This is a genomic window from Vibrio sp. STUT-A16, assembly GCF_026000495.1.
Lineage (GTDB): Bacteria > Pseudomonadota > Gammaproteobacteria > Enterobacterales > Vibrionaceae > Vibrio > Vibrio diabolicus.
Genome location: NZ_AP026765.1, coordinates 140,383 through 167,103 on the forward strand (window position 1 = coordinate 140,383; position 26,721 = coordinate 167,103).

General features: G+C 46.9%; 15 protein-coding genes, 8 tRNA genes, 6 rRNA genes and 1 riboswitch. Of the genes, 24 read left to right on the forward strand and 5 right to left on the reverse strand.

Annotated features, from left to right (window positions below; all coding sequences use genetic code 11):
- Positions 1 to 52: 52 nt before the first annotated feature.
- Positions 53 to 1,162, reverse strand: coding sequence for a tRNA (uridine(54)-C5)-methyltransferase TrmA (trmA, locus tag OO778_RS00675; protein ID WP_264910505.1), 1,110 nt, complete (start codon positions 1,160 to 1,162; stop codon positions 53 to 55).
- A gap of 184 nt (positions 1,163 to 1,346) precedes the next feature.
- A riboswitch (cobalamin riboswitch) is annotated at positions 1,347 to 1,547 on the forward strand.
- Positions 1,548 to 1,602: 55 nt separating this feature from the next.
- Here trmA and btuB point away from each other — a divergent pair.
- Genes btuB through murI form a run of 3 tightly spaced genes read left to right on the forward strand, consistent with a single transcriptional unit; the run spans position 1,603 to position 5,025 of the window.
- Positions 1,603 to 3,438, forward strand: coding sequence for a TonB-dependent vitamin B12 receptor (gene btuB / locus OO778_RS00680; protein WP_258670334.1), 1,836 nt, complete (start codon positions 1,603 to 1,605; stop codon positions 3,436 to 3,438).
- A gap of 59 nt (positions 3,439 to 3,497) precedes the next feature.
- Positions 3,498 to 4,181, forward strand: a complete 684-nt coding sequence (locus OO778_RS00685) for an adenine nucleotide alpha hydrolase (protein WP_264910509.1) — start codon at positions 3,498 to 3,500, stop codon at positions 4,179 to 4,181.
- A gap of 40 nt (positions 4,182 to 4,221) precedes the next feature.
- Positions 4,222 to 5,025: a glutamate racemase gene (gene murI / locus OO778_RS00690; protein WP_074190020.1), complete on the forward strand. Its 804-nt coding sequence runs from the start codon at positions 4,222 to 4,224 to the stop codon at positions 5,023 to 5,025.
- Here the strand turns inward: murI and OO778_RS00695 are convergent.
- Positions 4,988 to 5,443: an RNA-binding protein gene (locus OO778_RS00695; protein WP_031780357.1), complete on the reverse strand. Its 456-nt coding sequence runs from the start codon at positions 5,441 to 5,443 to the stop codon at positions 4,988 to 4,990. The genes murI and OO778_RS00695 overlap by 38 nt on opposite strands.
- Before the next feature lie 554 nt (positions 5,444 to 5,997).
- On the opposite strand from OO778_RS00695, the gene OO778_RS00700 reads away from it, so the two are divergent.
- The 10 genes from OO778_RS00700 to OO778_RS00745 all read left to right on the forward strand — a co-directional run bounded on the left by OO778_RS00700 (position 5,998) and on the right by OO778_RS00745 (position 16,728).
- A 16S ribosomal RNA gene (locus OO778_RS00700) occupies positions 5,998 to 7,550 on the forward strand.
- 302 nt (positions 7,551 to 7,852) lie between these two features.
- A 23S ribosomal RNA gene (locus tag OO778_RS00705) occupies positions 7,853 to 10,742 on the forward strand.
- Positions 10,743 to 10,848: 106 nt separating this feature from the next.
- Positions 10,849 to 10,965 (forward strand): 5S ribosomal RNA (rrf, locus tag OO778_RS00710).
- Positions 10,966 to 11,281: 316 nt separating this feature from the next.
- Positions 11,282 to 12,834, forward strand: a 16S ribosomal RNA gene (locus OO778_RS00715).
- A 90-nt stretch (positions 12,835 to 12,924) separates the two neighbouring features.
- Positions 12,925 to 13,000, forward strand: a tRNA-Glu gene (locus OO778_RS00720).
- A 2-nt stretch (positions 13,001 to 13,002) separates the two neighbouring features.
- Positions 13,003 to 13,078, forward strand: a tRNA-Lys gene (locus OO778_RS00725).
- Positions 13,079 to 13,106: 28 nt separating this feature from the next.
- Positions 13,107 to 13,182: transfer RNA gene (locus tag OO778_RS00730), tRNA-Val, on the forward strand.
- A gap of 322 nt (positions 13,183 to 13,504) precedes the next feature.
- Positions 13,505 to 16,394: ribosomal RNA gene (locus tag OO778_RS00735) — 23S ribosomal RNA — on the forward strand.
- Positions 16,395 to 16,488: 94 nt separating this feature from the next.
- Positions 16,489 to 16,605, forward strand: a 5S ribosomal RNA gene (rrf, locus tag OO778_RS00740).
- Together the 16S, 23S and 5S rRNA genes with 4 tRNA genes alongside form the textbook arrangement of a ribosomal RNA operon.
- Before the next feature lie 46 nt (positions 16,606 to 16,651).
- Positions 16,652 to 16,728 (forward strand) — tRNA-Asp (locus OO778_RS00745).
- 476 nt (positions 16,729 to 17,204) lie between these two features.
- Here the strand turns inward: OO778_RS00745 and pssA are convergent.
- Both pssA and OO778_RS00755 read right to left on the reverse strand, forming a co-directional pair.
- On the reverse strand, positions 17,205 to 18,545 hold the full coding sequence (pssA, locus tag OO778_RS00750; RefSeq protein ID WP_031780707.1) for a CDP-diacylglycerol--serine O-phosphatidyltransferase: 1,341 nt from the start codon (positions 18,543 to 18,545) through the stop codon (positions 17,205 to 17,207).
- Between the two features lie 71 nt (positions 18,546 to 18,616).
- Positions 18,617 to 19,048, reverse strand: a complete 432-nt coding sequence (locus tag OO778_RS00755) for a GNAT family N-acetyltransferase (protein WP_031780708.1) — start codon at positions 19,046 to 19,048, stop codon at positions 18,617 to 18,619.
- Between the two features lie 101 nt (positions 19,049 to 19,149).
- On the opposite strand from OO778_RS00755, the gene murB reads away from it, so the two are divergent.
- Positions 19,150 to 20,193, forward strand: a complete 1,044-nt coding sequence (gene murB / locus OO778_RS00760; protein ID WP_047010309.1) for a UDP-N-acetylmuramate dehydrogenase — start codon at positions 19,150 to 19,152, stop codon at positions 20,191 to 20,193.
- Positions 20,190 to 21,155 (forward strand): bifunctional biotin--[acetyl-CoA-carboxylase] ligase/biotin operon repressor BirA, encoded by a 966-nt coding sequence (gene birA, locus OO778_RS00765; RefSeq protein WP_053809528.1) that lies wholly within the window; start codon positions 20,190 to 20,192, stop codon positions 21,153 to 21,155. Before murB ends, birA begins: the two co-directional genes overlap by 4 nt.
- A 7-nt stretch (positions 21,156 to 21,162) precedes the next feature.
- Here the strand turns inward: birA and coaA are convergent, their stop codons facing one another.
- The gene (coaA, locus tag OO778_RS00770; protein ID WP_005398335.1) at positions 21,163 to 22,086 is read right to left on the reverse strand and encodes a type I pantothenate kinase; all 924 of its coding nucleotides are present in this window, start codon (positions 22,084 to 22,086) and stop codon (positions 21,163 to 21,165) included.
- 205 nt (positions 22,087 to 22,291) lie between these two features.
- On the opposite strand from coaA, the gene OO778_RS00775 reads away from it, so the two are divergent.
- The 9 genes from OO778_RS00775 to rplA all read left to right on the forward strand — a co-directional run bounded on the left by OO778_RS00775 (position 22,292) and on the right by rplA (position 26,482).
- Positions 22,292 to 22,367: transfer RNA gene (locus OO778_RS00775), tRNA-Thr, on the forward strand.
- Between the two features lie 36 nt (positions 22,368 to 22,403).
- Positions 22,404 to 22,488, forward strand: a tRNA-Tyr gene (locus OO778_RS00780).
- A 35-nt stretch (positions 22,489 to 22,523) separates the two neighbouring features.
- A tRNA-Gly gene (locus OO778_RS00785) sits at positions 22,524 to 22,598 on the forward strand.
- A 13-nt stretch (positions 22,599 to 22,611) separates the two neighbouring features.
- Positions 22,612 to 22,687 (forward strand) — tRNA-Thr (locus OO778_RS00790).
- A 102-nt stretch (positions 22,688 to 22,789) separates the two neighbouring features.
- Positions 22,790 to 23,974, forward strand: coding sequence for an elongation factor Tu (gene tuf / locus OO778_RS00795; RefSeq protein WP_012841309.1), 1,185 nt, complete (start codon positions 22,790 to 22,792; stop codon positions 23,972 to 23,974).
- Between the two features lie 266 nt (positions 23,975 to 24,240).
- Entirely contained in the window at positions 24,241 to 24,621 is a 381-nt protein-coding gene (gene secE / locus OO778_RS00800; RefSeq protein ID WP_005397258.1) for a preprotein translocase subunit SecE, read from the forward strand.
- A gap of 13 nt (positions 24,622 to 24,634) precedes the next feature.
- Positions 24,635 to 25,183, forward strand: a complete 549-nt coding sequence (gene nusG / locus OO778_RS00805) for a transcription termination/antitermination protein NusG (RefSeq protein WP_005384681.1) — start codon at positions 24,635 to 24,637, stop codon at positions 25,181 to 25,183.
- A gap of 164 nt (positions 25,184 to 25,347) precedes the next feature.
- Positions 25,348 to 25,776: a 50S ribosomal protein L11 gene (gene rplK, locus OO778_RS00810; RefSeq protein ID WP_005384682.1), complete on the forward strand. Its 429-nt coding sequence runs from the start codon at positions 25,348 to 25,350 to the stop codon at positions 25,774 to 25,776.
- A 4-nt stretch (positions 25,777 to 25,780) separates the two neighbouring features.
- Positions 25,781 to 26,482, forward strand: a complete 702-nt coding sequence (gene rplA / locus OO778_RS00815) for a 50S ribosomal protein L1 (RefSeq protein ID WP_005384683.1) — start codon at positions 25,781 to 25,783, stop codon at positions 26,480 to 26,482.
- Positions 26,483 to 26,721: the final 239 nt, after the last annotated feature.

Below are 26,721 nucleotides of genomic sequence, written 5' to 3' on the forward strand. Positions count from 1 at the left end.
CCCAAGCCGTACCCAGAGTGATTTTTGCTACAATTAAAAGCCGTTTAATCCCTTACTTAATGCGCTCTAGCAGTACACCTGCTTCCATGTGGTGGGCATAAGGGAATTGGTCAAACAGAGCAAAACGCGTCACGTTGTGTGTTTCGCATAGAATGTCCAAGTTCTCTTTTAGAGTCTCAGGGTTACAAGAGATGTACATGATGCGCTCGTAACCTTGCACCATTTTACAAGTATCGACATCCATCCCAGCACGTGGTGGGTCGACAAAAATCGTGTTGCAGTTGTAGCTCTTCAGATCCACACCTGCATCTTGTAGACGACGGAATTCACGTTTACCTTCGATCGCTTGAGTAAATTCCTCTGCTGATAGACGTAAGATTTGTACGTTATCAATCTTATTGGCGGCGATGTTGTACTGTGCAGATACAACCGATGGCTTAGCTAGCTCAGTTGCCAGGACGCGGTCGAAATTCTGTGCCAACGCCAGCGAGAAGTTACCGTTACCACAGTAAAGCTCTAGTAGGTCGCCAGTGCTTTCTTGGGTACAGTCGACCGCCCATTCCAGCATCTTCTCTGCGACTTTGCCGTTCGGCTGAGTGAAGCTGTTCTCAACTTGTTGGTAGATGTAGCTCTGACCATTTACATCGAGCTTCTCGATCACGTAGTCGCGGTCTAGGACAATCTTCATCTTACGAGCACGACCAATGATGTTTAGGTTGAAGCCTTCATCATTTAAACGCTGTTTAAGGGCTTTCGCGTTTTCAATCCACTCTTCATCAAGCTGGCGATGGTAAAGCAGTGAAACCAGAATCTCACCACTTAGCGTCGATAGGAAATCCACCTGGAACAGTTTACGACGTAGTGAGTCGTTGTCTTTCATCGCTTCAACCAATAGCGGCATCAGGTCGTTGATCAGACGGCTTGCTGCAGGGAATTGGTCAACACGGTACTTCTCACGAGTTTCTTGGTTGAACATGATGTAGTAAAGATCTTCGCCTTCATGCCAAACACGGAACTCAGCACGCATGCGGTAATGCTGCTCTGGTGATTCAAACACTTCCAGTTCTGGCATGTTGTATGGCGCGAACATATCCGTGAGACGTTCGACTTTTTCAGCCAGTTGTTCTTGGTAGCGTTGTGGGTTTACATCAAGAGTAGCCATGATCTTACCTTTTATGGTGCATTCAATTTAAGAGCGCAGATTTTATTCAATCTCAATAGGATGTCCAGTTTTGTACTGGAATTGATTTAAAGATAGTGCGTACAGACAGAGTAGAAAGCAAAATCAATCAAAACGTTACAACTTCTAAGGGCAATATTGGCTGGACAAATAATCAATAGCTGAATAATATTTGCCTCAAGTTGGTGCTATCTAGCAATCTAGATGGCTGAAATGGGAATCTGGTGTGAATCCAGAACTGACGCGCAGCGGTAAAAGAGAACGAACGCTCATCAGACACTGCATTAGTTTATGTGGGAAGTCGAGCAAGTAGGCGGTACACCCGTGCTCTTGAGTCCGAATACCTGCCAACAACTGAGCCACAGCACTGGACTGTCATGACGACAGGGCTCGGAAGGAATTACGCGATTTAGGACAATACAATGAGAAAATCCGCACTGGCGATCACTTTGGCATCGCTGCTTTCACCTGTCTCTTATCTACAGGCCCAAGAAACTTCCACTGACGAAACCATCGTTGTTACGGCAAACCGTTTTGAGCAAGCCGAAAGCCGCACGTTGGCAGATGTCGAAGTAGTTACTCGACAAGACATCGATCGCATTCAAGCGAAAACCCTTCCAGATATATTGCGTCGTCTTACGGGGATTCAAGTTTCACAAAATGGTGGTCGTGGTCAGTTAGCGTCTTTATTTGTTCGTGGAACCAGTTCCGACCAAGTTTTAGTACTGGTTGATGGCGTACGTTTTGCACGAGCAGCGAAGGGCGCTGTGGACTTTAACCAAATCCCACTTACTTACGTTCAACGTATTGAGTACGTGCGTGGTGCGCGTGCGTCACTTTATGGCTCAGAAGCGATTGGTGGCGTGATCAATATCATCACCATTGCGCGTGCTGACGAAGAAGGAACGAAGTTAAGTGCGGGTTTAGGCAGCTTAGATTACCAGGAATTGAGTGTGGCATCTGGTATTAAAGTCACAGAGAGCGGCCAGCTAAATATCGCGCTTGGTAGTGAAAGTGATGATGGTTATAACGTTCGTCCTGTACCGGGAGTTAATGACGGCGATCGCCATGGCTTTGATACAAAGAATGGTCTGCTAGGTTACGTGCATAACTTCAATGACCAGTGGTCTGCATTTGGTAACCTACGTGCTTACGAAAATGTTTATCAATATGACAGCAGCTACGGCAGTCGCGGTTACTACGAAGCAGAAAAAGACGATCTTTCTGTCACTCTGGGCGGTAAGTATCAGTCTGATAATGTGATGTCAGAACTACAAGTAACGGCACAGAAACAGAAGTCTTGGAACTATGAGCAAGCAAAAGGTAAACACTCAGGTACTGAAGATGAACTTGAGCAGCAAAATGTCCAGTGGACCAACAGTTACTTGCTAAACAACAATACGACGTTTGCTGGTGGTATTGATTGGCGCAACGAATCTTATAAAGACAAGAGTGCGAATAAAACGTTTGATCGTACCAATGGCGCTCTGTTTGGTATGGCAACCACTAGTATTGATAAAGCAATGCTTGAGGGCAGTGCTCGCTTGGATGATAACGAAGAATACGGTAGTGAGTTCACTTACAGCTTAGCGGCTGGTTACCAGTTTGTGCCAGAGTTTGGGGTTAAAGCTTCTTTTGGTACTGCGTTTAAGGCTCCAAACCTATATCAACAGTATGACCCAACATACGGTGAGAAAGATCTTAAGCCGGAAGAGTCAGATGCTTGGGAGCTAGCATTCAGCGGTGATGTCCAAGGCGTTTTTTGGTCCGTAACGGGTTATGACTATAAAATCACGAATCTTATCGATTACCATCCAACCACATACAAATATTTGAATGTCGATGGTGAAACACATATCCAAGGTGTGGAGCTTGTTGCTGAGTTTGATACAGGGGTTGTGCAGCACCAGTTGAGTGCGGATTACAAAGATGCTGAAGACGATAAAGGGCATCAGTTGCAGCGCCGCGCTAAAGAAATGTATAAGTGGAACGCTTTAGTGAGCTTCGATAAAGTGGACTGGTCGGTTAGCTATCAGTACGTAGGTAAGCGTCCAGATGTGGATTACAGCACTTGGCCTTCACAAGATATCACGCTTTCTTCTTACTCGTTGGTTGATACGGCTGTGACTTACTATCCGAATGAGTCGACCTCTATTAGCGCTCGTATCGATAATCTATTTGATGAAGAGTATGAGATGGCAAAAGGTTACCCTGCCGCTGAGCGAGCGTACTATCTAAACGTTGGCTACGAATTCTAATCGTGAATGAACACAAACCGCCTTCGGGCGGTTTTTAATATTTTGTGGTGGAAAATCGAATGAAGAAACCCAAGCAAGTGGTGATCAGTTGGTCCAGCGGTAAAGATTCGACATTAACGCTTGAGCGCCTTAACGAGAATCCAAATTATCAAGTTGTCGGTTTGTACACGACTTACGTAGGGAAAGAAGTCCCTTTCCAAGCAACTCCGCTTGAAGTCGTACAAATGCAAGCCGACTTACTTGCGCTTCCGCTCATTACTATCGAGCTACCTGAAGTCTTTCCGAGTAACGACATTTATCAATCGACCATCGTTAATGCATTACAAAGTAGTGGTCTGAATATAGAAGCTGTCGCATTTGGCGATATGTTTTGCAATGGCATTGCCGAGTACCGACGCAGCTATATTGAACCTGCTGGCTGGGAGTGCGTCTTTCCGCTATTAGGGGAGAGCAGCGACAAACTAGCGATGGAAATCATAGAGCGTGGTATTCAAACTATGTTAATCACCATCGACGGAAGTGTTCTCCCTCCAGAATGGTGTGGTCTCTGGTATGACAAAGTCTTAATAGAGTCGTTACCAAGTCAAATTGATCCCTGTGGGGAAAATGGTGAATTTCACACATTGGTCACGTCTTCGCCGTCTTTTCAAGGGTATATCGAGCTGACGAAGCGAGATGTAGAATCTGGAGATAGATTCAGCCATCAAAGATACCATGCTAAAGCATTGCCAAAACAAATCTAAGCAGTATGATCGCAACGTTTCTGTTCTTTAGGTAAGGCTCGTGCGAGTAGCAAGTAAGAAAAAAGTCCTAGTTTTTGACTCCGGTGTTGGTGGTCTTTCTGTATTCCAAGAGATACATCGCCTATTGCCGCATCTTGACTACTTATACTTATTCGATAATCAGGCTTACCCTTATGGTGAACTCGATCAGGCGGTACTCATTTCACGAGTTAACCAACTGGTCTCTTCATTAGTCGAAGAACACCAAGTCGACATTGTTGTCATTGCTTGTAATACGGCAAGCACCATAGTGCTTCCTTCCTTACGTGAAAATCTATCGATTCCCGTTGTTGGTGTTGTCCCTGCGATTAAACCCGCATCGCTTTTGGCATCAAAAGGGGTAGGGCTGATCGCCACTCCGGCGACAGTAACACGCCAATATACTCACGAGTTAATACGAGACTTTGCGCAAGGCAAACCAGTTGAGCTGTTGGGATCAACTCGCTTGGTGGATATGGCCGAAGAGAAGTTGCGAGGCAACAGCGTTTCTCTAGACGAACTGACAAAAATCCTGCTTCCGCTTCGCGATAAAGTAGACGTTGCGGTACTCGGTTGTACTCACTTCCCTTTAATCAAAGAGGAAATTCATCAAGCTTTGGGTGGGGACGTTACTTTAATTGATTCGGGTGCAGCCATTGCACGTCGAGTAAAAGCATTACTATTAAGTGATGAAATTGAGGATACGGAAGAGGGAAGTAAGTCGATTTATGCCAGTGCAACTCCTTGGCAGGAAGATGCACTGAACATTCGTTTAAAGAAGCTAGGTTTTAATCCTGTTCTGGTTTACCACCATCCGGGTGTTTAGGATCGTTCGCAATTCTCACTTTTAGCGTTCTCTCCATATATTCCTTTTCATTAAGTTTAGCGATAGCTGGCTTGGCATCTGCCGCAGCCATCACGACAAAACCAAACCCTCTTCTTTTTCCAGTGCGCTTATCTTTCATTAAGCGTACTGCATAGACCTGTCCATATTCAGCAAACAAATCGCGAACGTGACTCTCATTGGCCTTATAAGGAAGGTTGCCGACATACAGAGTTTTAGTCGATGGATCCGAGTCCGTTGATTGAATAGAAGGTGTCTGGCTAGAAAATGAAAATAAAAAAGCAGTAGCGATAACACCAATGAGAAAACTCAAGGCTGGTGGGATGGTGACTTGAGAGAAGACGATTCCCCCAACGACGGCCAGCCCAGCACATAAAATCAGATTTTTTTTAGACGTCATTTTAATTACTACACATAGTGATAAAGAGATCGATTGTCCATTAACAGAATAGACACATGAATCTTACGTATATGGTTGGTGTTTTTCCAACCAATTGCTGTGATATGTCTCAAATGTGACGAAGAAATATGCAAATATCACGCTTTTGGCTAACTAATGACCTGTTGAAAGTTTTTTTGCAAAAAACGCTTGTACTAATTTCTCAACTCCCTATACTGCGCATCCACCGACACGGAGTGAGACGAAAGTCACACAGCGAGTCGGAAGTGAGAGAAAAAGAAATTTGAAAAAATGCTTGACTCTCTCACGGTGCGGAGTAAGATACGCACCCCTAACGACGAGCAACTAAGTTGCTGGATAAGTTAGAAAAGCTCTTTAAAAATATAAACCTATCAATCTGTGTGGGCACTCGTTGATGATAATCCAATTAGAAACTTCGGTTTCAAATTAGGTTTCAATGAAACGAAGTGACCATTGAATCTTCGGATTCAGCACAGTCAATTCAAACATTACATTATGTAATGTTCAGTATTCATTGAGCCGAACAAAATCTTAAATTGAAGAGTTTGATCATGGCTCAGATTGAACGCTGGCGGCAGGCCTAACACATGCAAGTCGAGCGGAAACGAGTTATCTGAACTTTCGGGGAACGATAACGGCGTCGAGCGGCGGACGGGTGAGTAATGCCTAGGAAATTGCCCTGATGTGGGGGATAACCATTGGAAACGATGGCTAATACCGCATGATGCCTACGGGCCAAAGAGGGGGACCTTCGGGCCTCTCGCGTCAGGATATGCCTAGGTGGGATTAGCTAGTTGGTGAGGTAAGGGCTCACCAAGGCGACGATCCCTAGCTGGTCTGAGAGGATGATCAGCCACACTGGAACTGAGACACGGTCCAGACTCCTACGGGAGGCAGCAGTGGGGAATATTGCACAATGGGCGCAAGCCTGATGCAGCCATGCCGCGTGTATGAAGAAGGCCTTCGGGTTGTAAAGTACTTTCAGTCGTGAGGAAGGCGGCGTCGTTAATAGCGGCGTTGTTTGACGTTAGCGACAGAAGAAGCACCGGCTAACTCCGTGCCAGCAGCCGCGGTAATACGGAGGGTGCGAGCGTTAATCGGAATTACTGGGCGTAAAGCGCATGCAGGTGGTTTGTTAAGTCAGATGTGAAAGCCCGGGGCTCAACCTCGGAATAGCATTTGAAACTGGCAGACTAGAGTACTGTAGAGGGGGGTAGAATTTCAGGTGTAGCGGTGAAATGCGTAGAGATCTGAAGGAATACCGGTGGCGAAGGCGGCCCCCTGGACAGATACTGACACTCAGATGCGAAAGCGTGGGGAGCAAACAGGATTAGATACCCTGGTAGTCCACGCCGTAAACGATGTCTACTTGGAGGTTGTGGCCTTGAGCCGTGGCTTTCGGAGCTAACGCGTTAAGTAGACCGCCTGGGGAGTACGGTCGCAAGATTAAAACTCAAATGAATTGACGGGGGCCCGCACAAGCGGTGGAGCATGTGGTTTAATTCGATGCAACGCGAAGAACCTTACCTACTCTTGACATCCAGAGAACTTTCCAGAGATGGATTGGTGCCTTCGGGAACTCTGAGACAGGTGCTGCATGGCTGTCGTCAGCTCGTGTTGTGAAATGTTGGGTTAAGTCCCGCAACGAGCGCAACCCTTATCCTTGTTTGCCAGCGAGTAATGTCGGGAACTCCAGGGAGACTGCCGGTGATAAACCGGAGGAAGGTGGGGACGACGTCAAGTCATCATGGCCCTTACGAGTAGGGCTACACACGTGCTACAATGGCGCATACAGAGGGCGGCCAACTTGCGAAAGTGAGCGAATCCCAAAAAGTGCGTCGTAGTCCGGATTGGAGTCTGCAACTCGACTCCATGAAGTCGGAATCGCTAGTAATCGTGGATCAGAATGCCACGGTGAATACGTTCCCGGGCCTTGTACACACCGCCCGTCACACCATGGGAGTGGGCTGCAAAAGAAGTAGGTAGTTTAACCTTCGGGGGGACGCTTACCACTTTGTGGTTCATGACTGGGGTGAAGTCGTAACAAGGTAGCGCTAGGGGAACCTGGCGCTGGATCACCTCCTTATACGATGATTATTAAGACAAGTGTCCACACAGATTGATAGTTCACAAGCGCAAGCTTGGGGCTAACTATGCTCTTTAACAATTTGGAAAGCTGACAAAACAACAATTTATTGTTGTTTGTAAAGTTCTCAAAGTATTCCATTAGGAATACAACTAAAAACACATTCAAGTGTTCTTGGGAATAACATCAATGATGTTATTCATATTTGAGTCCGGCAAAATCGAACATGTCTCTCGCTCATTCAAATAATGAGAGACAACTTTGGTTGTTTACCGTCAATTCGAAACTTCTTCGGGTTGTATGGTTAAGTGACTAAGCGTACACGGTGGATGCCTTGGCAGTCAGAGGCGATGAAGGACGTATTAACTTGCGATAAGCCCAGATTAGGCAGTAAAAGCCACTTGAGTCTGGGATTTCCGAATGGGGAAACCCACTTACATAAGTAAGTATCGTTATGTGAATACATAGCATAACGAGGCGAACCGGGGGAACTGAAACATCTAAGTACCCCGAGGAAAAGAAATCAACCGAGATTCCGAAAGTAGCGGCGAGCGAAATTGGACTAGCCCTTAAGCTTTATAGGCGTTAGGTGAACAAGCTGGAAAGCTTGGCGATACAGGGTGATAGCCCCGTAACTGACGACGCATATTCAGTGAAATCGAGTAGGGCGGGACACGTGATATCCTGTCTGAATATGGGGGGACCATCCTCCAAGGCTAAATACTACTGACTGACCGATAGTGAACCAGTACCGTGAGGGAAAGGCGAAAAGAACCCCTGTGAGGGGAGTGAAATAGAACCTGAAACCGTGTACGTACAAGCAGTAGGAGCAGGCTTTGTCCTGTGACTGCGTACCTTTTGTATAATGGGTCAGCGACTTATATTCAGTGGCAAGGTTAACCATCTAGGGGAGCCGTAGGGAAACCGAGTCTTAACTGGGCGTTCAGTCTCTGGATATAGACCCGAAACCAGGTGATCTAGCCATGGGCAGGTTGAAGGTTGAGTAACATCAACTGGAGGACCGAACCGACTAATGTTGAAAAATTAGCGGATGACTTGTGGCTAGGGGTGAAAGGCCAATCAAACCTGGAGATAGCTGGTTCTCCCCGAAAGCTATTTAGGTAGCGCCTCGGACGAATACTACTGGGGGTAGAGCACTGTTAAGGCTAGGGGGTCATCCCGACTTACCAACCCTTTGCAAACTCCGAATACCAGTAAGTACTATCCGGGAGACACACGGCGGGTGCTAACGTCCGTCGTGGAGAGGGAAACAACCCAGACCGCCAGCTAAGGTCCCAAATTACTACTAAGTGGGAAACGATGTGGGAAGGCTCAGACAGCCAGGATGTTGGCTTAGAAGCAGCCATCATTTAAAGAAAGCGTAATAGCTCACTGGTCGAGTCGGCCTGCGCGGAAGATGTAACGGGGCTAAGTAGTAAACCGAAGCTGCGGCAATACTCTTTGAGTATTGGGTAGGGGAGCGTTCTGTAAGCGGTTGAAGGTGTGTGGTAACGCATGCTGGACGTATCAGAAGTGCGAATGCTGACATGAGTAACGATAAAGGGGGTGAAAAACCTCCTCGCCGGAAGACCAAGGGTTCCTGTCCAACGTTAATCGGGGCAGGGTAAGTCGACCCCTAAGGCGAGGCCGAAAGGCGTAGTCGATGGGAAACGGGTTAATATTCCCGTACTTCTTACAATTGCGATGGGGGGACGGAGAAGGCTAGGTGGGCCTGGCGACGGTTGTCCAGGTTCAAGTGCGTAGGCTGAAGAGTTAGGTAAATCCGGCTCTTCTTAAGGCTGAGACACGACGTCGAGCACCTACGGGTGTGAAGTCATTGATGCCATGCTTCCAGGAAAAGCCTCTAAGCTTCAGATTGTAAGGAATCGTACCCCAAACCGACACAGGTGGTCGGGTAGAGAATACCAAGGCGCTTGAGAGAACTCGGGTGAAGGAACTAGGCAAAATGGTACCGTAACTTCGGGAGAAGGTACGCTCTCGACGGTGAAGTCCCTCGCGGATGGAGCTATTGAGAGTCGCAGATACCAGGTGGCTGCAACTGTTTATTAAAAACACAGCACTGTGCAAAATCGCAAGATGACGTATACGGTGTGACGCCTGCCCGGTGCCGGAAGGTTAATTGATGGGGTTAGACTTCGGTCGAAGCTCTTGATCGAAGCCCCGGTAAACGGCGGCCGTAACTATAACGGTCCTAAGGTAGCGAAATTCCTTGTCGGGTAAGTTCCGACCTGCACGAATGGCGTAATGATGGCCACGCTGTCTCCACCCGAGACTCAGTGAAATTGAAATCGCTGTGAAGATGCAGTGTACCCGCGGCTAGACGGAAAGACCCCGTGAACCTTTACTACAGCTTGGCACTGAACATTGACCCTACATGTGTAGGATAGGTGGGAGGCTTTGAAGCGCAGTCGCTAGATTGCGTGGAGCCGTCCTTGAAATACCACCCTTGTAGTGTTGATGTTCTAACGTCGACCCCTCATCGGGGTTGCGGACAGTGCCTGGTGGGTAGTTTGACTGGGGCGGTCTCCTCCCAAAGCGTAACGGAGGAGCACGAAGGTGGGCTAATCACGGTTGGACATCGTGAGGTTAGTGCAATGGCATAAGCCCGCTTGACTGCGAGAATGACAATTCGAGCAGGTGCGAAAGCAGGTCATAGTGATCCGGTGGTTCTGAATGGAAGGGCCATCGCTCAACGGATAAAAGGTACTCCGGGGATAACAGGCTGATACCGCCCAAGAGTTCATATCGACGGCGGTGTTTGGCACCTCGATGTCGGCTCATCACATCCTGGGGCTGAAGTCGGTCCCAAGGGTATGGCTGTTCGCCATTTAAAGTGGTACGCGAGCTGGGTTTAGAACGTCGTGAGACAGTTCGGTCCCTATCTGCCGTGGGCGTTGGAGAATTGAAAGGGGCTGCTCCTAGTACGAGAGGACCGGAGTGGACGAACCTCTGGTGTTCGGGTTGTGTCGCCAGACGCATTGCCCGGTAGCTAAGTTCGGGATCGATAACCGCTGAAAGCATCTAAGCGGGAAGCGAGCCTTGAGATGAGTTCTCCCTGATACTTTAAGTATCCTAAAGGGTTGTCGTAGACTACGACGTTGATAGGCAGGGTGTGTAAGCGTTGTGAGGCGTTGAGCTAACCTGTACTAATTGCCCGTGAGGCTTAACCATACAACACCCAAGGGGTTTTGATTTTGGGTAACCAGGACTCAATGAAAGAACATTGAATGTGTAAGAACGAGAATTAAAAAAACAGCTTTCCGAATTAAAGAATTTGCTTGGCGACCATAGCGTTTTGGACCCACCTGATTTCCATGCCGAACTCAGAAGTGAAACGAAATAGCGCCGATGGTAGTGTGGGGCTTCCCCATGTGAGAGTAGGACATCGCCAGGCTTTATTTTGCACTTGCTTGAGATTTAAGCAAGTCACCATAAAGTTCTAATCTTTTTAGAGTTTTATGTTGACTTTCAAAGTGGAAAGCGTATTATACGCAACTCGCTTAAGTGCTAAGGCACTGAAAGCCAAGCTCTTTAAAAATATAAACCTATCAATCTGTGTGGGCACTCGTTGATGATAATCCAATTAGAAACTTCGGTTTCAAATTAGGTTTCAATGAAACGAAGTGACCATTGAATCTTCGGATTCAGCACAGTCAATTCAAACATTACATTATGTAATGTTCAGTATTCATTGAGCCGAACAAAATCTTAAATTGAAGAGTTTGATCATGGCTCAGATTGAACGCTGGCGGCAGGCCTAACACATGCAAGTCGAGCGGAAACGAGTTATCTGAACTTTCGGGGAACGATAACGGCGTCGAGCGGCGGACGGGTGAGTAATGCCTAGGAAATTGCCCTGATGTGGGGGATAACCATTGGAAACGATGGCTAATACCGCATGATGCCTACGGGCCAAAGAGGGGGACCTTCGGGCCTCTCGCGTCAGGATATGCCTAGGTGGGATTAGCTAGTTGGTGAGGTAAGGGCTCACCAAGGCGACGATCCCTAGCTGGTCTGAGAGGATGATCAGCCACACTGGAACTGAGACACGGTCCAGACTCCTACGGGAGGCAGCAGTGGGGAATATTGCACAATGGGCGCAAGCCTGATGCAGCCATGCCGCGTGTATGAAGAAGGCCTTCGGGTTGTAAAGTACTTTCAGTCGTGAGGAAGGCGGCGTCGTTAATAGCGGCGTTGTTTGACGTTAGCGACAGAAGAAGCACCGGCTAACTCCGTGCCAGCAGCCGCGGTAATACGGAGGGTGCGAGCGTTAATCGGAATTACTGGGCGTAAAGCGCATGCAGGTGGTTTGTTAAGTCAGATGTGAAAGCCCGGGGCTCAACCTCGGAATAGCATTTGAAACTGGCAGACTAGAGTACTGTAGAGGGGGGTAGAATTTCAGGTGTAGCGGTGAAATGCGTAGAGATCTGAAGGAATACCGGTGGCGAAGGCGGCCCCCTGGACAGATACTGACACTCAGATGCGAAAGCGTGGGGAGCAAACAGGATTAGATACCCTGGTAGTCCACGCCGTAAACGATGTCTACTTGGAGGTTGTGGCCTTGAGCCGTGGCTTTCGGAGCTAACGCGTTAAGTAGACCGCCTGGGGAGTACGGTCGCAAGATTAAAACTCAAATGAATTGACGGGGGCCCGCACAAGCGGTGGAGCATGTGGTTTAATTCGATGCAACGCGAAGAACCTTACCTACTCTTGACATCCAGAGAACTTTCCAGAGATGGATTGGTGCCTTCGGGAACTCTGAGACAGGTGCTGCATGGCTGTCGTCAGCTCGTGTTGTGAAATGTTGGGTTAAGTCCCGCAACGAGCGCAACCCTTATCCTTGTTTGCCAGCGAGTAATGTCGGGAACTCCAGGGAGACTGCCGGTGATAAACCGGAGGAAGGTGGGGACGACGTCAAGTCATCATGGCCCTTACGAGTAGGGCTACACACGTGCTACAATGGCGCATACAGAGGGCGGCCAACTTGCGAAAGTGAGCGAATCCCAAAAAGTGCGTCGTAGTCCGGATTGGAGTCTGCAACTCGACTCCATGAAGTCGGAATCGCTAGTAATCGTGGATCAGAATGCCACGGTGAATACGTTCCCGGGCCTTGTACACACCGCCCGTCACACCATGGGAGTGGGCTGCAAAAGAAGTAGGTAGTTTAACCTTCGGGGGGACGCTTACCACTTTGTGGTTCATGACTGGGGTGAAGTCGTAACAAGGTAGCGCTAGGGGAACCTGGCGCTGGATCACCTCCTTATACGATGATTATTGCGATGAGTGTTCACACAGATTGATACGGTTTATGAAGTTTAAGAGATAGAACATCCCCCAAGATGTTCAACTTAGTGTCCCGTTCGTCTAGAGGCCTAGGACACCGCCCTTTCACGGCGGTAACAGGGGTTCGACTCCCCTACGGGATACCATTGGGTCGTTAGCTCAGTTGGTAGAGCAGTTGACTTTTAATCAATTGGTCGCAGGTTCGAATCCTGCACGACCCACCATTTCCTTCCACGGAAATCAAAATAATGTGGGCGATTAGCTCAGTTGGGAGAGCACCTGCCTTACAAGCAGGGGGTCACTGGTTCGAGCCCGGTATCGCCCACCATTCTCTAAGTATTTTTGGAATAAAACGTCCAAACCAGAACAAGCAATTGATACTGGTTGGCATTTTTGACTCTGAAAGTCTTTAGAAAATGTAACTTCCTTGTGAAGAAACATAGCTCTTTAACAATTTGGAAAGCTGACAAAACAACAATTTATTGTTGTTTGTAAAGTTCTCAAAGTATTCATTTATGAATACAACTAAAAACACATTCAAGTGTTCTTGGAATTTGAGTCCGGCAAAATCGAATGTCTCTCGCTCATTCAAATAATGAGAGACAACTTTGGTGATTTGATTATCAACTCGAAACTCCTTCGGGTTGTATGGTTAAGTGACTAAGCGTACACGGTGGATGCCTTGGCAGTCAGAGGCGATGAAGGACGTATTAACTTGCGATAAGCCCAGATTAGGTAGTAAAAACCACTTGAGTCTGGGATTTCCGAATGGGGAAACCCACTTACATAAGTAAGTATCGTTATGTGAATACATAGCATAACGAGGCGAACCGGGGGAACTGAAACATCTAAGTACCCCGAGGAAAAGAAATCAACCGAGATTCCGAAAGTAGCGGCGAGCGAAATTGGACTAGCCCTTAAGCTTTATAGGCGTTAGGTGAACAAGCTGGAAAGCTTGGCGATACAGGGTGATAGCCCCGTAACTGACGACGCATATTCAGTGAAATCGAGTAGGGCGGGACACGTGATATCCTGTCTGAATATGGGGGGACCATCCTCCAAGGCTAAATACTACTGACTGACCGATAGTGAACCAGTACCGTGAGGGAAAGGCGAAAAGAACCCCTGTGAGGGGAGTGAAATAGAACCTGAAACCGTGTACGTACAAGCAGTAGGAGCAGGCTTTGTCCTGTGACTGCGTACCTTTTGTATAATGGGTCAGCGACTTATATTCAGTGGCAAGGTTAACCATCTAGGGGAGCCGTAGGGAAACCGAGTCTTAACTGGGCGTTCAGTCTCTGGATATAGACCCGAAACCAGGTGATCTAGCCATGGGCAGGTTGAAGGTTGAGTAACATCAACTGGAGGACCGAACCGACTAATGTTGAAAAATTAGCGGATGACTTGTGGCTAGGGGTGAAAGGCCAATCAAACCTGGAGATAGCTGGTTCTCCCCGAAAGCTATTTAGGTAGCGCCTCGGACGAATACTACTGGGGGTAGAGCACTGTTAAGGCTAGGGGGTCATCCCGACTTACCAACCCTTTGCAAACTCCGAATACCAGTAAGTACTATCCGGGAGACACACGGCGGGTGCTAACGTCCGTCGTGGAGAGGGAAACAACCCAGACCGCCAGCTAAGGTCCCAAATTACTACTAAGTGGGAAACGATGTGGGAAGGCTCAGACAGCCAGGATGTTGGCTTAGAAGCAGCCATCATTTAAAGAAAGCGTAATAGCTCACTGGTCGAGTCGGCCTGCGCGGAAGATGTAACGGGGCTAAGTAGTAAACCGAAGCTGCGGCAATACTCTTTGAGTATTGGGTAGGGGAGCGTTCTGTAAGCGGTTGAAGGTGTGTGGTAACGCATGCTGGACGTATCAGAAGTGCGAATGCTGACATGAGTAACGATAAAGGGGGTGAAAAACCTCCTCGCCGGAAGACCAAGGGTTCCTGTCCAACGTTAATCGGGGCAGGGTAAGTCGACCCCTAAGGCGAGGCCGAAAGGCGTAGTCGATGGGAAACGGGTTAATATTCCCGTACTTCTTACAATTGCGATGGGGGGACGGAGAAGGCTAGGTGGGCCTGGCGACGGTTGTCCAGGTTCAAGTGCGTAGGCTGAAGAGTTAGGTAAATCCGGCTCTTCTTAAGGCTGAGACACGACGTCGAGCACCTACGGGTGTGAAGTCATTGATGCCATGCTTCCAGGAAAAGCCTCTAAGCTTCAGATTGTAAGGAATCGTACCCCAAACCGACACAGGTGGTCGGGTAGAGAATACCAAGGCGCTTGAGAGAACTCGGGTGAAGGAACTAGGCAAAATGGTACCGTAACTTCGGGAGAAGGTACGCTCTCGACGGTGAAGTCCCTCGCGGATGGAGCTATTGAGAGTCGCAGATACCAGGTGGCTGCAACTGTTTATTAAAAACACAGCACTGTGCAAAATCGCAAGATGACGTATACGGTGTGACGCCTGCCCGGTGCCGGAAGGTTAATTGATGGGGTTAGACTTCGGTCGAAGCTCTTGATCGAAGCCCCGGTAAACGGCGGCCGTAACTATAACGGTCCTAAGGTAGCGAAATTCCTTGTCGGGTAAGTTCCGACCTGCACGAATGGCGTAATGATGGCCACGCTGTCTCCACCCGAGACTCAGTGAAATTGAAATCGCTGTGAAGATGCAGTGTACCCGCGGCTAGACGGAAAGACCCCGTGAACCTTTACTACAGCTTGGCACTGAACATTGACCCTACATGTGTAGGATAGGTGGGAGGCTTTGAAGCGCAGTCGCTAGATTGCGTGGAGCCGTCCTTGAAATACCACCCTTGTAGTGTTGATGTTCTAACGTCGACCCCTCATCGGGGTTGCGGACAGTGCCTGGTGGGTAGTTTGACTGGGGCGGTCTCCTCCCAAAGCGTAACGGAGGAGCACGAAGGTGGGCTAATCACGGTTGGACATCGTGAGGTTAGTGCAATGGCATAAGCCCGCTTGACTGCGAGAATGACAATTCGAGCAGGTGCGAAAGCAGGTCATAGTGATCCGGTGGTTCTGAATGGAAGGGCCATCGCTCAACGGATAAAAGGTACTCCGGGGATAACAGGCTGATACCGCCCAAGAGTTCATATCGACGGCGGTGTTTGGCACCTCGATGTCGGCTCATCACATCCTGGGGCTGAAGTCGGTCCCAAGGGTATGGCTGTTCGCCATTTAAAGTGGTACGCGAGCTGGGTTTAGAACGTCGTGAGACAGTTCGGTCCCTATCTGCCGTGGGCGTTGGAGAATTGAAAGGGGCTGCTCCTAGTACGAGAGGACCGGAGTGGACGAACCTCTGGTGTTCGGGTTGTGTCGCCAGACGCATTGCCCGGTAGCTAAGTTCGGGATCGATAACCGCTGAAAGCATCTAAGCGGGAAGCGAGCCTTGAGATGAGTTCTCCCTGATACTTTAAGTATCCTAAAGGGTTGTCGTAGACTACGACGTTGATAGGCAGGGTGTGTAAGCGTTGTGAGGCGTTGAGCTAACCTGTACTAATTGCCCGTGAGGCTTAACCATACAACACCCAAGGGGTTTTGATGGACTCAATGAAAGAACATTGAATGTGTAAGAACGAGAATTAAAAAAACAGCTTTCCGAATTAAAGAATTTGCTTGGCGACCATAGCGTTTTGGACCCACCTGATTTCCATGCCGAACTCAGAAGTGAAACGAAATAGCGCCGATGGTAGTGTGGGGCTTCCCCATGTGAGAGTAGGACATCGCCAGGCTTTAAATTTTGGACACTTGCTGATTACAAGCGAGTGATACCACTGCGGAGTGGTAGTTCAGTTGGTTAGAATACCGGCCTGTCACGCCGGGGGTCGCGGGTTCGAGTCCCGTCCACTCCGCCACTTATATTAAGCCTCTGTCGAAAGACTGGGGCTTTTTTCGTTTTGGTTACCCGACTTACCTTAACCCCATTTCCATATTGAAACCTTGCATCGAGAGGCAGGCTCTTCTCTCGCGATACTTTCTAAGCCCTGCCATGACGAGTTGATGCGCAACTCTGTGCGGTTTCTACTGAACCGGGTCCCAGTATCGAGGACTAGTTTTGAGCCCCTGTGCTGACTTACGTGTTAGAAAGCTTATTCACTAGCGTAGTGTAAGAAAGAGTAAGATCGGAAGACTGAGTTATTAAGCACCTAGCCACTTACGCATGTATTGCCTTTCTAGATTCTAGGTTGTTGCGTTTGGGGTTACGTTGCGTCTCGCAAGCTTATTTACTGAAGTCTACTAATATAGAGGTCTAATAGAGTATTAAGCTGTTGGAGCTAGGAATAATAAAAAAGCCCAGCAGGAAAATGCTGAGCTTTGAAGTTAATTATGCTTACAGGATGCGTTTTAAAACCCCATCTGCTTTTAGGCGGGTTATTTTTCTTACTAACCGCTGCACCCCTATCGGATAATCTTCCACTTTTTCTAACTGTTTATAAGTACAGATAAGGTGGGTATGCTCAAGGATACGCGAAACCTCATCTTCGAACTTATCAGTGAGTTTCGCATAATTGTCTTGGATGAGAAGTCCATTTTCTAGATCAAGTGACCAAGCCCGAGGATTTAAGTTATTCCCCGTCAGTAGCATATAGCGTTTATCAACCCAAATGCCTTTGAGATGGAAGCTATTATTGTCATGCTTCCAGAGGTGAATTGACAGTTTACGCGCAGCGATATTCGCTTCATTTGCTTTCGCAAAGCGGCGTAGGTTTACTTCATACAGATATGGAAGTCCGCCAATGGTTTTAAAGTCTTCCTCAGGGGCAATATAAAAGTCGTTTGCTGTCTTGTCGCCCACAACAATAGTTACTTTCACACCGCGTTTCATAGCTCGCTTCACTTCACGATGCAGCGCTTTAGGGAAGTTAAAGTAAGGCGTACAGATAAAGATTTCGTTTTGGGCGGCCGCTAGTAACTTTACAATCTGTTGATTGAGTAGATTACGGCGTTTGCCTAGACCAACTAGCGGGGTGATTTTTACACTTTCTTCTGTTGCTGGTTGGTCTTCAAACTGATAATTAGCTTGAGCAAGTGAAGCTCTCAGTTGACGAATCGCCGACTTAATTTCTTTGGTTTCTGGCTTATCTTTTCCAGCAAGATCATTGACAGCTGGGTGAGCAATCATCTCTTCCTGAATGAATTGCACCATTGAATTAGCTAAAGACTCATGTCGAATCACATGGTAACGATCAAAGCGATAGCGTTCGTGATAGTGCAGATAAACGTTATTTAAGCTTGCCCCGCTGTAGATGACAGTATCATCGACAATAAAGCCTTTTAAATGCAGTACCCCAAAAACCTCTCTGCCACGCACAGGTATGCCATAGACAGGGATCGGGTGTTGGTACTTATTGGCATACGCTTTGTAAAGCGCAGAATTACCCTCAGATGTTTCCGCACCAATCAGGCCACGCTGCGCTCGATGCCAGTCGACACAGATATTGATGTCCAACCCAGGATTGCGCTGTTTCGCTTCATAAAGCGCAGTGAGAATTTCACGTCCAGCTTCATCATCTTCCAGATATAGAGCGACTAGGTAAATTCGCGACGTTGCTTTGCTGATTGCATCCAAAAGACGAGTCCTGAATGATTCTGCTGAATACAGAACATCAAAGTCTTCCGGATTGACAGCGAGACTTGGCAACTGTTCGAATGGATTCCTACTTACTATCATATCGGTATGAGTACCTTAGTTTAGTGCAATATTGCGAACCTGCCATTTTATCAAAGATATGATTTGCCTGGCTACAAAAGCGCGCGTTTTGATGTCGTTGAAGAGATGAATTGCATTGGAATGAGATCTTTACCGCTATCTACATAGCGTTGAAATGCCATTTTTAACGGGTGTGGTAGCTCAGAGCAATCAATGGTTTTGAATCCATGCTTGGAATAATAGGATTCGAGATGTGTAAACGCGAAGCAATAATCGCCATCAGTGAAAACATTGTTTTTACAATGAGTTAGTAGTTCTTTTCCAATGCCAGTTCCCCTAAGTGTTGGAATGACCAGCATTCCCGTCAGCAATCGAGATCTATCTACGGTTTTTAAGCGTAGTAACGCAACGATTTCACCTTTATGGCTCGCAGTAATGATCAGTTCATCCTTTTTTGCTCGACCCGAAGGGTAATGCGCTTTGTACAACCTCTTAATGAGAGGGAGCTTGATAGGATTTAACACTTCTATGATTAATGAGTCAGGTATTGTCACTGCGGTTAAAAGATAACTAATGTAGAATGTCGACAGTTTAAGAGAATCTTATCTGACGTTGCAAACCTACTATGCAAATTAAAACAAATGCAAGCCTTAAGGCTTACCATACTTTTGGGATTGAACAGTCGTGTTCCTATTTAGCGACCATCGAGTCGCTCGAGGAGGTTACCCAACTATTTCAAGACCCGAGATTCACCCATTTACCGAAACTTTTTTTAGGTAAAGGAAGTAATGTTCTTTTCACTGAGCATTTTGACGGGTTAGTGATCGTTAATCGAATCATGGGTAAAAATGTGACGGAAACGGATGACCAATACCTATTGCATATTGCAGGTGGTGAAGACTGGCCTGAATTGGTTTCCTGGTGTGTGAGTCAGGGAATTGGTGGGTTAGAAAACCTAGCCCTGATCCCTGGCTGTGCAGGCTCGGCTCCTATTCAAAACATTGGAGCCTATGGGCTAGAGCTAAAAGACATTTGTGACTACGTGGATGTTCTTGATCTAACTACGTTTGAAAATAGAAGAATGAGCGCCAGAGACTGTGAATTTGGCTACCGAGACTCCATTTTTAAACACGCTTTGCATGAAAAGTGCTTTATTACCGCACTAGGGCTTAAGCTGGCTAAACAATGGCAGCCGATTAATCAATATGGTCCTTTAAAAGATATTCCGGAAGAACAACTTAGCCCAGCAACAATCTTCGAGCGAGTTTGCCAAGTGCGAACGGAGAAACTGCCGGATCCAGTCAAGGTAGGTAACGCAGGGAGTTTCTTTAAAAACCCAGTGATCACTCAAGATCATTATGATCGGCTCATGAAGCAACATACTAATATCGTGGCCTATCCAACTCCTGGCGGAATGAAAGTCGCGGCTGGTTGGCTGATTGATCAGTGCGGATTAAAGGGGAAGTCTGTGCATGGTGCACAGGTCAACCCTATGCAAGCCTTGGTTTTGACCAACATGGACAACTGCAGTGCCGATGATGTTGTCGCACTTGCTTCCCTAGTGAAGCAGGCAGTGTGGGATAAATACCAAATAGAACTTGAGCATGAAGTTCGATTTCTGAACCGTACCGGGGAAACCAACCTGGCTCAGATCGAGGCGTTAAGATGAGAAAAGATCACTCTACGAAACTTCATATCTTAAAGTCATTAAGTAACGGCGAGTTTCATTCTGGAGAGGCGCTGGGCGAAGCCCTGAATGTATCCAGAGCGGCAATAGCTAAGCATATTAAAGGTCTTAGTGAGTGGGGCATTGATATTTATCGAGTGCAAGGGCGCGGTTACCAGTTGGCATCACCATTGCAGTTGCTAGATGAAGCTCTCCTTACTGCTAGTGCGGAGTCACTTGTTGAGCTTGTTCCTGTGATTAACTCAACCAACCAGTATTTGCTTGATAGAGTTGCAGAGTCAGAAAAGGGCCGTGTTTGTATAGCTGAGTATCAAGCACAAGGACGTGGTCGCCGCGGTAGACAATGGATCTCTCCATTTGGCTCTAACTTATACCTATCCATGTACTGGCGATTAGATGCGGGAATGGCCGCGGCAATGGGCTTAAGCCTTGTTATTGGTATTGCCGCAGTGGAAGCACTAGAAGAAATGGGCATACAAGGCGTTAAACTCAAGTGGCCAAATGACCTGTATTATCAAGATAAAAAACTGGCAGGAATCTTAGTGGAGATGTCAGGGCAGGCCGGTGGTGCTGCTCATCTTGTGATTGGGATGGGGCTCAATATTGGAATGCCTGATGAGCAACCTGAGATTGATCAACCATGGACAACATTGAATCAGGTAAACGAGAGTCTCGTGATCGATAGAAATGTCCTAGCGACGACGCTTATCAAGCATTGGAATTCCGCACTTATCGAGTATGAACTGAAAGGGCTTACCAGCTTTGTCGAACGTTGGAATCGATTAGATAACTTTCTCAATCGTCAAGTCAAGCTGCTCATCGGACCTAGAGAGGTGCACGGCGTCGTACGCGGCATCGATCATCAAGGCGGGATATTACTCGAAACCTCGCAAGGGCTAGAGACTTACATTGGTGGGGAAATCTCGTTGCGTAAAAGCGATTGACGTTCAATTACTTTCGTAAAGACACCTTATCAACCAAGTGGTTGACGCCTTTGTGTAGAATCAAATGGGCTCTTTCTCGGGTGGGAAGAATATTTAGCTCCAAGTTGAGCCCATTAATATCATGCCAAATTTGTTTCGCTTTTTGCTTTGCTTCATCGACTGACAGTTGCGTGTAGTGACTAAAATAAGAACCGGGTTTAGTAAAAGCCCCTTGGCGAAACTTTAAAAATCGTTCCACATACCACTGTTCAATTGTCTCTGTTTCAGCATCGACATAGATCGAAAAATCCAAAAAATCAGAGACAAAGACGCGATGTGGATCATGCGGATAATCCATTCCACTTTGTAGAACGTTTAAACCTTCAATGATAAGAACATCCGGTCTATCAACTTTTCTTAGTTCGTCCGTAATGTCATACGTGATGTGGGAGTAAATAGGTACTTCAAGATCCGGCTTACCCGCTTTAACGTCAGACATAAACTCAACTAAACGTTTGATATCATAGGACTCAGGAAACCCTTTACGATGCATGATACCGCGTTCTTCTAGTACCTTTTTCGGATATAGAAAGCCATCTGTAGTGACCAAGGACACTTTGGGATGATTCTCCCAACGAGAAAGCAATGCGGTCAGAATACGAGCTGTCGTACTTTTGCCTACAGCGACACTGCCGGCGATACCAATCACAAAAGGAGGGGCATGTTCTTCCGTATTCAAGAATTGTTGTAATACAGAGTTGCGGCTTTGACGGGCTTGGACGTACAGATTCAAAAGACGAGACAAAGGAAGGTAGATTTCTACCGCTTCCTCCATGGTTAGGTTTTCATTAATGCCCTGAAGCGCAGTCAAGTCGTCTTCAGAAAGTGTCATCGGTACAGAGTTTCTTAACTCGGCCCAGTTTGCACGGTCAAATGACAAAAATGGACTCATGGGTCTCTTTTATCCTTGGTTTAGTAGAAGCAAGAACATACATCAAGCGAACTTCAAAGCAAACGACAAAGGTCGAAGTTTACTTTAAAAAAGCCAAGTTTGTACGAATTTGCAGCAAACGAATCTAAAAAATCGAATTTTATGATTTTTTTTAAAATTACTATTGCAACCTCGAAAATCATTCAATAGAATGCGCACCACTTATGCCGACTTAGCTCAGTAGGTAGAGCAACTGACTTGTAATCAGTAGGTCACCAGTTCGATTCCGGTAGTCGGCACCATTCTTTCCTTTAGTAGTCTGAATGGCTTGAAAATTTGGAGGGGTTCCCGAGTGGCCAAAGGGAGCAGACTGTAAATCTGCCGGCACTGCCTTCGATGGTTCGAATCCGTCCCCCTCCACCATATTCTTTAGGAAATAGCTCTCAGAGTTACGTGTTGCGGGCATCGTATAATGGCTATTACCTCAGCCTTCCAAGCTGATGATGCGGGTTCGATTCCCGCTGCCCGCTCCACTCTAATTTGAGTGCTGATATAGCTCAGGTGGTAGAGCGCATCCTTGGTAAGGATGAGGTCGGCAGTTCGAGTCTGCCTATCAGCACCAGCTCTCAAGTTTATTTCCTTTTGATATTAGATTTACCAATTATCTTTTTTTGGTTGCGTGGTCAATTTGGGCCACCTAAATCCGTACCTAGAGGGACCACTCATGTCTAAAGAAAAATTTGAACGTACGAAACCGCACGTTAACGTTGGTACTATCGGCCACGTTGACCACGGTAAAACAACTCTAACTGCAGCTATCTGTACTACTCTTGCTAAAGTTTACGGCGGTGTAGCTAAAGACTTCGCATCTATCGATAACGCTCCAGAAGAGCGTGAGCGCGGTATCACAATCGCAACTTCTCACGTTGAGTACGACACTCCAACTCGTCATTACGCACACGTTGACTGTCCAGGACACGCGGACTACGTTAAAAACATGATCACTGGTGCTGCACAGATGGACGGTGGTATCCTAGTTGTTGCTGCGACAGATGGCCCAATGCCACAAACTCGTGAGCACATCCTACTAGGCCGTCAGGTTGGTATCCCATACATCATCGTATTCATGAACAAATGTGACATGGTTGACGATGAAGAGCTACTAGAACTAGTAGAAATGGAAGTTCGTGAACTTCTATCTGAATACGATTTCCCAGGTGATGACCTACCAGTTATCCAAGGTTCTGCACTAGGCGCACTAAACGGCGAAGAGCAGTGGGAAGCGAAAATCGTTGAACTAGCTGAAGCTCTAGATACTTACATCCCTGAGCCAGAGCGTGCGGTAGATCAGCCATTCCTAATGCCTATCGAAGACGTATTCTCAATCCAAGGTCGTGGTACAGTAGTAACTGGTCGTATCGAGCGTGGTATCCTAACTGTAGGTGACGAAGTTGCTATCGTAGGTATCAAGGAAACAACTACTACAACATGTACTGGTGTAGAGATGTTCCGTAAGCTTCTAGACGAAGGCCGTGCAGGTGAGAACGTTGGTGCACTTCTACGTGGTACTAAGCGTGACGAAGTTGAACGTGGTCAAGTACTAGCGAAGCCTGGTTCAATCACTCCACACACTAAGTTCGAATCAGAAGTATACGTACTGTCTAAAGATGAAGGTGGTCGTCACACTCCATTCTTCAAAGGTTACCGTCCACAGTTCTACTTCCGTACAACTGACGTAACTGGTGACATCCAGCTACCAGAAGGCGTAGAAATGGTAATGCCAGGTGACAACGTACAGATGACTGTTGAGCTAATCGCACCAATCGCAATGGACGAAGGTCTACGTTTCGCGATCCGTGAAGGTGGCCGTACAGTAGGTGCTGGTGTTGTTGCTAAGATCTTCGACTAATTCATAGCGAATTAGCGATGCTTTCGGAAAATCTTGAATTAGATTTGACGAACCAGTAGCAAAAAGGGCATCATTTGATGCCCTTTTTCTGCACTCAACATTATTTTTGCTGTTTTCTTGTTCAGAAGTGGGTTGGGCGCAGAGCAAGATTAAGCAAAGATGCTTAATCTTAAGAAGAGTACGCTGATTTTTTCAGCGATATGGAGTTTGCCCTGCAACAGCGGGGTTGTTGTCGTCTATATTAAGACTTGTAACAGGTTGGTTTTATGAAAGCAAATAATGCTGAAACTCCTGATAGCTCAAACGCAGCAGATACGTTTAAGTGGTTAGCCGCTTTCGTATTGGCAGCTGCCGCTGTTGTGGGTAATTACCTGTATGGTGAAATGTCTGTAGTGGTTCGTGCTGCAGGCGTTGTTGTTCTTATTGCAGCTGCCTTAGGCGTTGCAGCAACAACGACTAAAGGTAAAGCAGCGATCAGTTTTGCAAAAGAATCGCGTATGGAAGTACGTAAAGTTGTTTGGCCTACTCGCCAAGAAACCATGCAAACAACACTGATCGTTTTAGCTGTAAGTATTGTAATGGCTCTAGTGCTATGGGGTATTGACGGAATTATGGTTCGTCTAGTAGCTCTAGCAACTGGGGTATAGAGGGTTTTTATTCATGAGTGAAGCTCCAAAAAAACGCTGGTATGTGGTTCAAGCCTTCTCTGGATTTGAAGGTCGTGTAGCTCAATCTCTGCGCGAGCATATCAAAATGCACGGCATGGAAGAGCTATTCGGTGAAGTACTGGTTCCTACTGAAGAAGTAGTGGAAATGCGCGCGGGTCAGCGTCGCAAATCTGAGCGTAAGTTCTTCCCAGGTTACGTCCTTGTTCAGATGATTATGAACGATGAATCATGGCACCTAGTACGCAGTGTGCCGCGTGTCATGGGCTTCATTGGTGGTACCTCAGACCGTCCGGCACCTATCACGGATAAAGAGGCTGACGCGATTCTTAATCGTCTTGAGAAAGCGAGTGAAGCGCCTCGTCCACGTACAATGTACGAAGCGGGTGAAGTGGTACGTGTTAACGAAGGTCCATTTGCTGACTTCAACGGTACTGTTGAAGAAGTGGATTACGAGAAGAGCCGCCTGAAAGTGTCTGTCTCGATCTTTGGTCGTGCGACACCAGTTGAGCTTGAATTTGGTCAGGTTGAAAAGCTGGACTAAGACTCTCCGTTAAAGAGTATAAAAAATCACCTTTTTAGGGTTGTATAAGGCGCGGATTATGACTATAATTTCGCGCCTTTTTACTTCAAGTGAAGTAAAAAGTTTCTTACACAAACGGGGAGCTGATCCGCGATTAGCGTTTGTACCCAAACTTAGGAATTATCATGGCTAAGAAAGTTGAAGCTTACATCAAGCTACAAGTTGCTGCTGGTATGGCTAACCCTAGTCCACCAGTAGGTCCTGCACTAGGTCAACACGGTGTGAACATCATGGAATTCTGTAAAGCGTTCAACGCAAAAACAGAATCTATTGAGAAAGGTCTACCAACTCCAGTAGTTATCACAGTATACAGCGACCGTTCTTTCACGTTCGTAACTAAGACTCCACCTGCTGCAGTTCTTCTTAAGAAAGCTGCTGGCGTTAAGTCTGGTTCAGGTCGTCCAAACACTGAAAAAGTTGGTACTGTAACTGACGCTCAAATCCAAGAAATCGCAGAAACTAAAGCTGCTGATATGACTGGTGCTGACATCGAAGCGATGAAGCGTTCTATCGCTGGTACTGCTCGTTCAATGGGCCTAGTGGTAGAGGGTTAATAAGATGGCAAAACTAACTAAGCGCATGCGCGTAATCCGCGAAAAAGTTGACGTAACTAAAGAATACGAAATCAACGAAGCTGTTGCTCTTCTTCAAGAACTAGCGACTGCGAAATTCGTTGAGTCTGTAGACGTTGCTGTTAACCTAGGCATTGATGCTCGTAAATCTGACCAGAACGTACGTGGTGCAACTGTACTACCTCACGGTACTGGCCGCGAAATCCGCGTTGCAGTGTTCACTCAAGGTGCTAACGCGGAAGCAGCTAAAGAAGCTGGCGCAGACATCGTAGGTATGGAAGATCTTGCTGAGCAAGTTAAGAAAGGCGAAATGAACTTTGACGTAGTTGTTGCTTCTCCAGATGCAATGCGCGTTGTAGGTCAACTAGGTACTATCCTAGGTCCTCGCGGTCTTATGCCAAACCCTAAAGTTGGTACTGTAACTCCTAACGTTGCTGAAGCAGTTAAAAACGCTAAAGCTGGTCAGGTTCGTTACCGTAACGACAAAAACGGCATCATCCACACTACTATCGGTAAAGCAAACTTCTCTGCTGAGCAGATCAAAGAGAACCTAGAAGCACTTCTAGTTGCTCTGAAGAAAGCTAAGCCATCTTCAGCGAAAGGTACTTTCCTGAAGAAAGTAAGCATCTCTACTACTATGGGTGCTGGTGTTGCTGTTGATCAGGCTAGCCTGAACACTCAAGCATAATTTATTTGCTTAGGCGCAAAATTAGTGTATAATTTTGCGCCTAATATTTGTGGTTGGGGCTGAACTTTGGTTCTTTGAACTGTCTCCTAGTTCGAAATGAATTAAGACCCAGTCTCCGTCCAAGACCGTAGGTGTTTGTGTAAAAACAAACTTAATTATCCTACGTAGATGGTGCCCGAACTGACAGAAAGCTCTATGTAATATAGTTAACTTTCTTCTGGGGAAGCACCTCAATAGCT

Bases quoted from the DNA above. Each gene is read 5' to 3' on its own strand.
- trmA (WP_264910505.1), bottom strand. From the start codon at position 1,162: ATGGCTACTCTTGATGTAAACCCACAACGCTACCAAGAACAACTGGCT.
- btuB (WP_258670334.1), top strand. From the start codon at position 1,603: ATGAGAAAATCCGCACTGGCGATCACTTTGGCATCGCTGCTTTCACCT.
- OO778_RS00685 (WP_264910509.1), top strand. From the start codon at position 3,498: ATGAAGAAACCCAAGCAAGTGGTGATCAGTTGGTCCAGCGGTAAAGAT.
- OO778_RS00695 (WP_031780357.1), bottom strand. From the start codon at position 5,443: ATGACGTCTAAAAAAAATCTGATTTTATGTGCTGGGCTGGCCGTCGTT.
- pssA (WP_031780707.1), bottom strand. From the start codon at position 18,545: ATGATAGTAAGTAGGAATCCATTCGAACAGTTGCCAAGTCTCGCTGTC.
- murB (WP_047010309.1), top strand. From the start codon at position 19,150: ATGCAAATTAAAACAAATGCAAGCCTTAAGGCTTACCATACTTTTGGG.
- birA (WP_053809528.1), top strand. From the start codon at position 20,190: ATGAGAAAAGATCACTCTACGAAACTTCATATCTTAAAGTCATTAAGT.
- coaA (WP_005398335.1), bottom strand. From the start codon at position 22,086: ATGAGTCCATTTTTGTCATTTGACCGTGCAAACTGGGCCGAGTTAAGA.
- tuf (WP_012841309.1), top strand. From the start codon at position 22,790: ATGTCTAAAGAAAAATTTGAACGTACGAAACCGCACGTTAACGTTGGT.
- secE (WP_005397258.1), top strand. From the start codon at position 24,241: ATGAAAGCAAATAATGCTGAAACTCCTGATAGCTCAAACGCAGCAGAT.
- nusG (WP_005384681.1), top strand. From the start codon at position 24,635: ATGAGTGAAGCTCCAAAAAAACGCTGGTATGTGGTTCAAGCCTTCTCT.
- rplK (WP_005384682.1), top strand. From the start codon at position 25,348: ATGGCTAAGAAAGTTGAAGCTTACATCAAGCTACAAGTTGCTGCTGGT.
- rplA (WP_005384683.1), top strand. From the start codon at position 25,781: ATGGCAAAACTAACTAAGCGCATGCGCGTAATCCGCGAAAAAGTTGAC.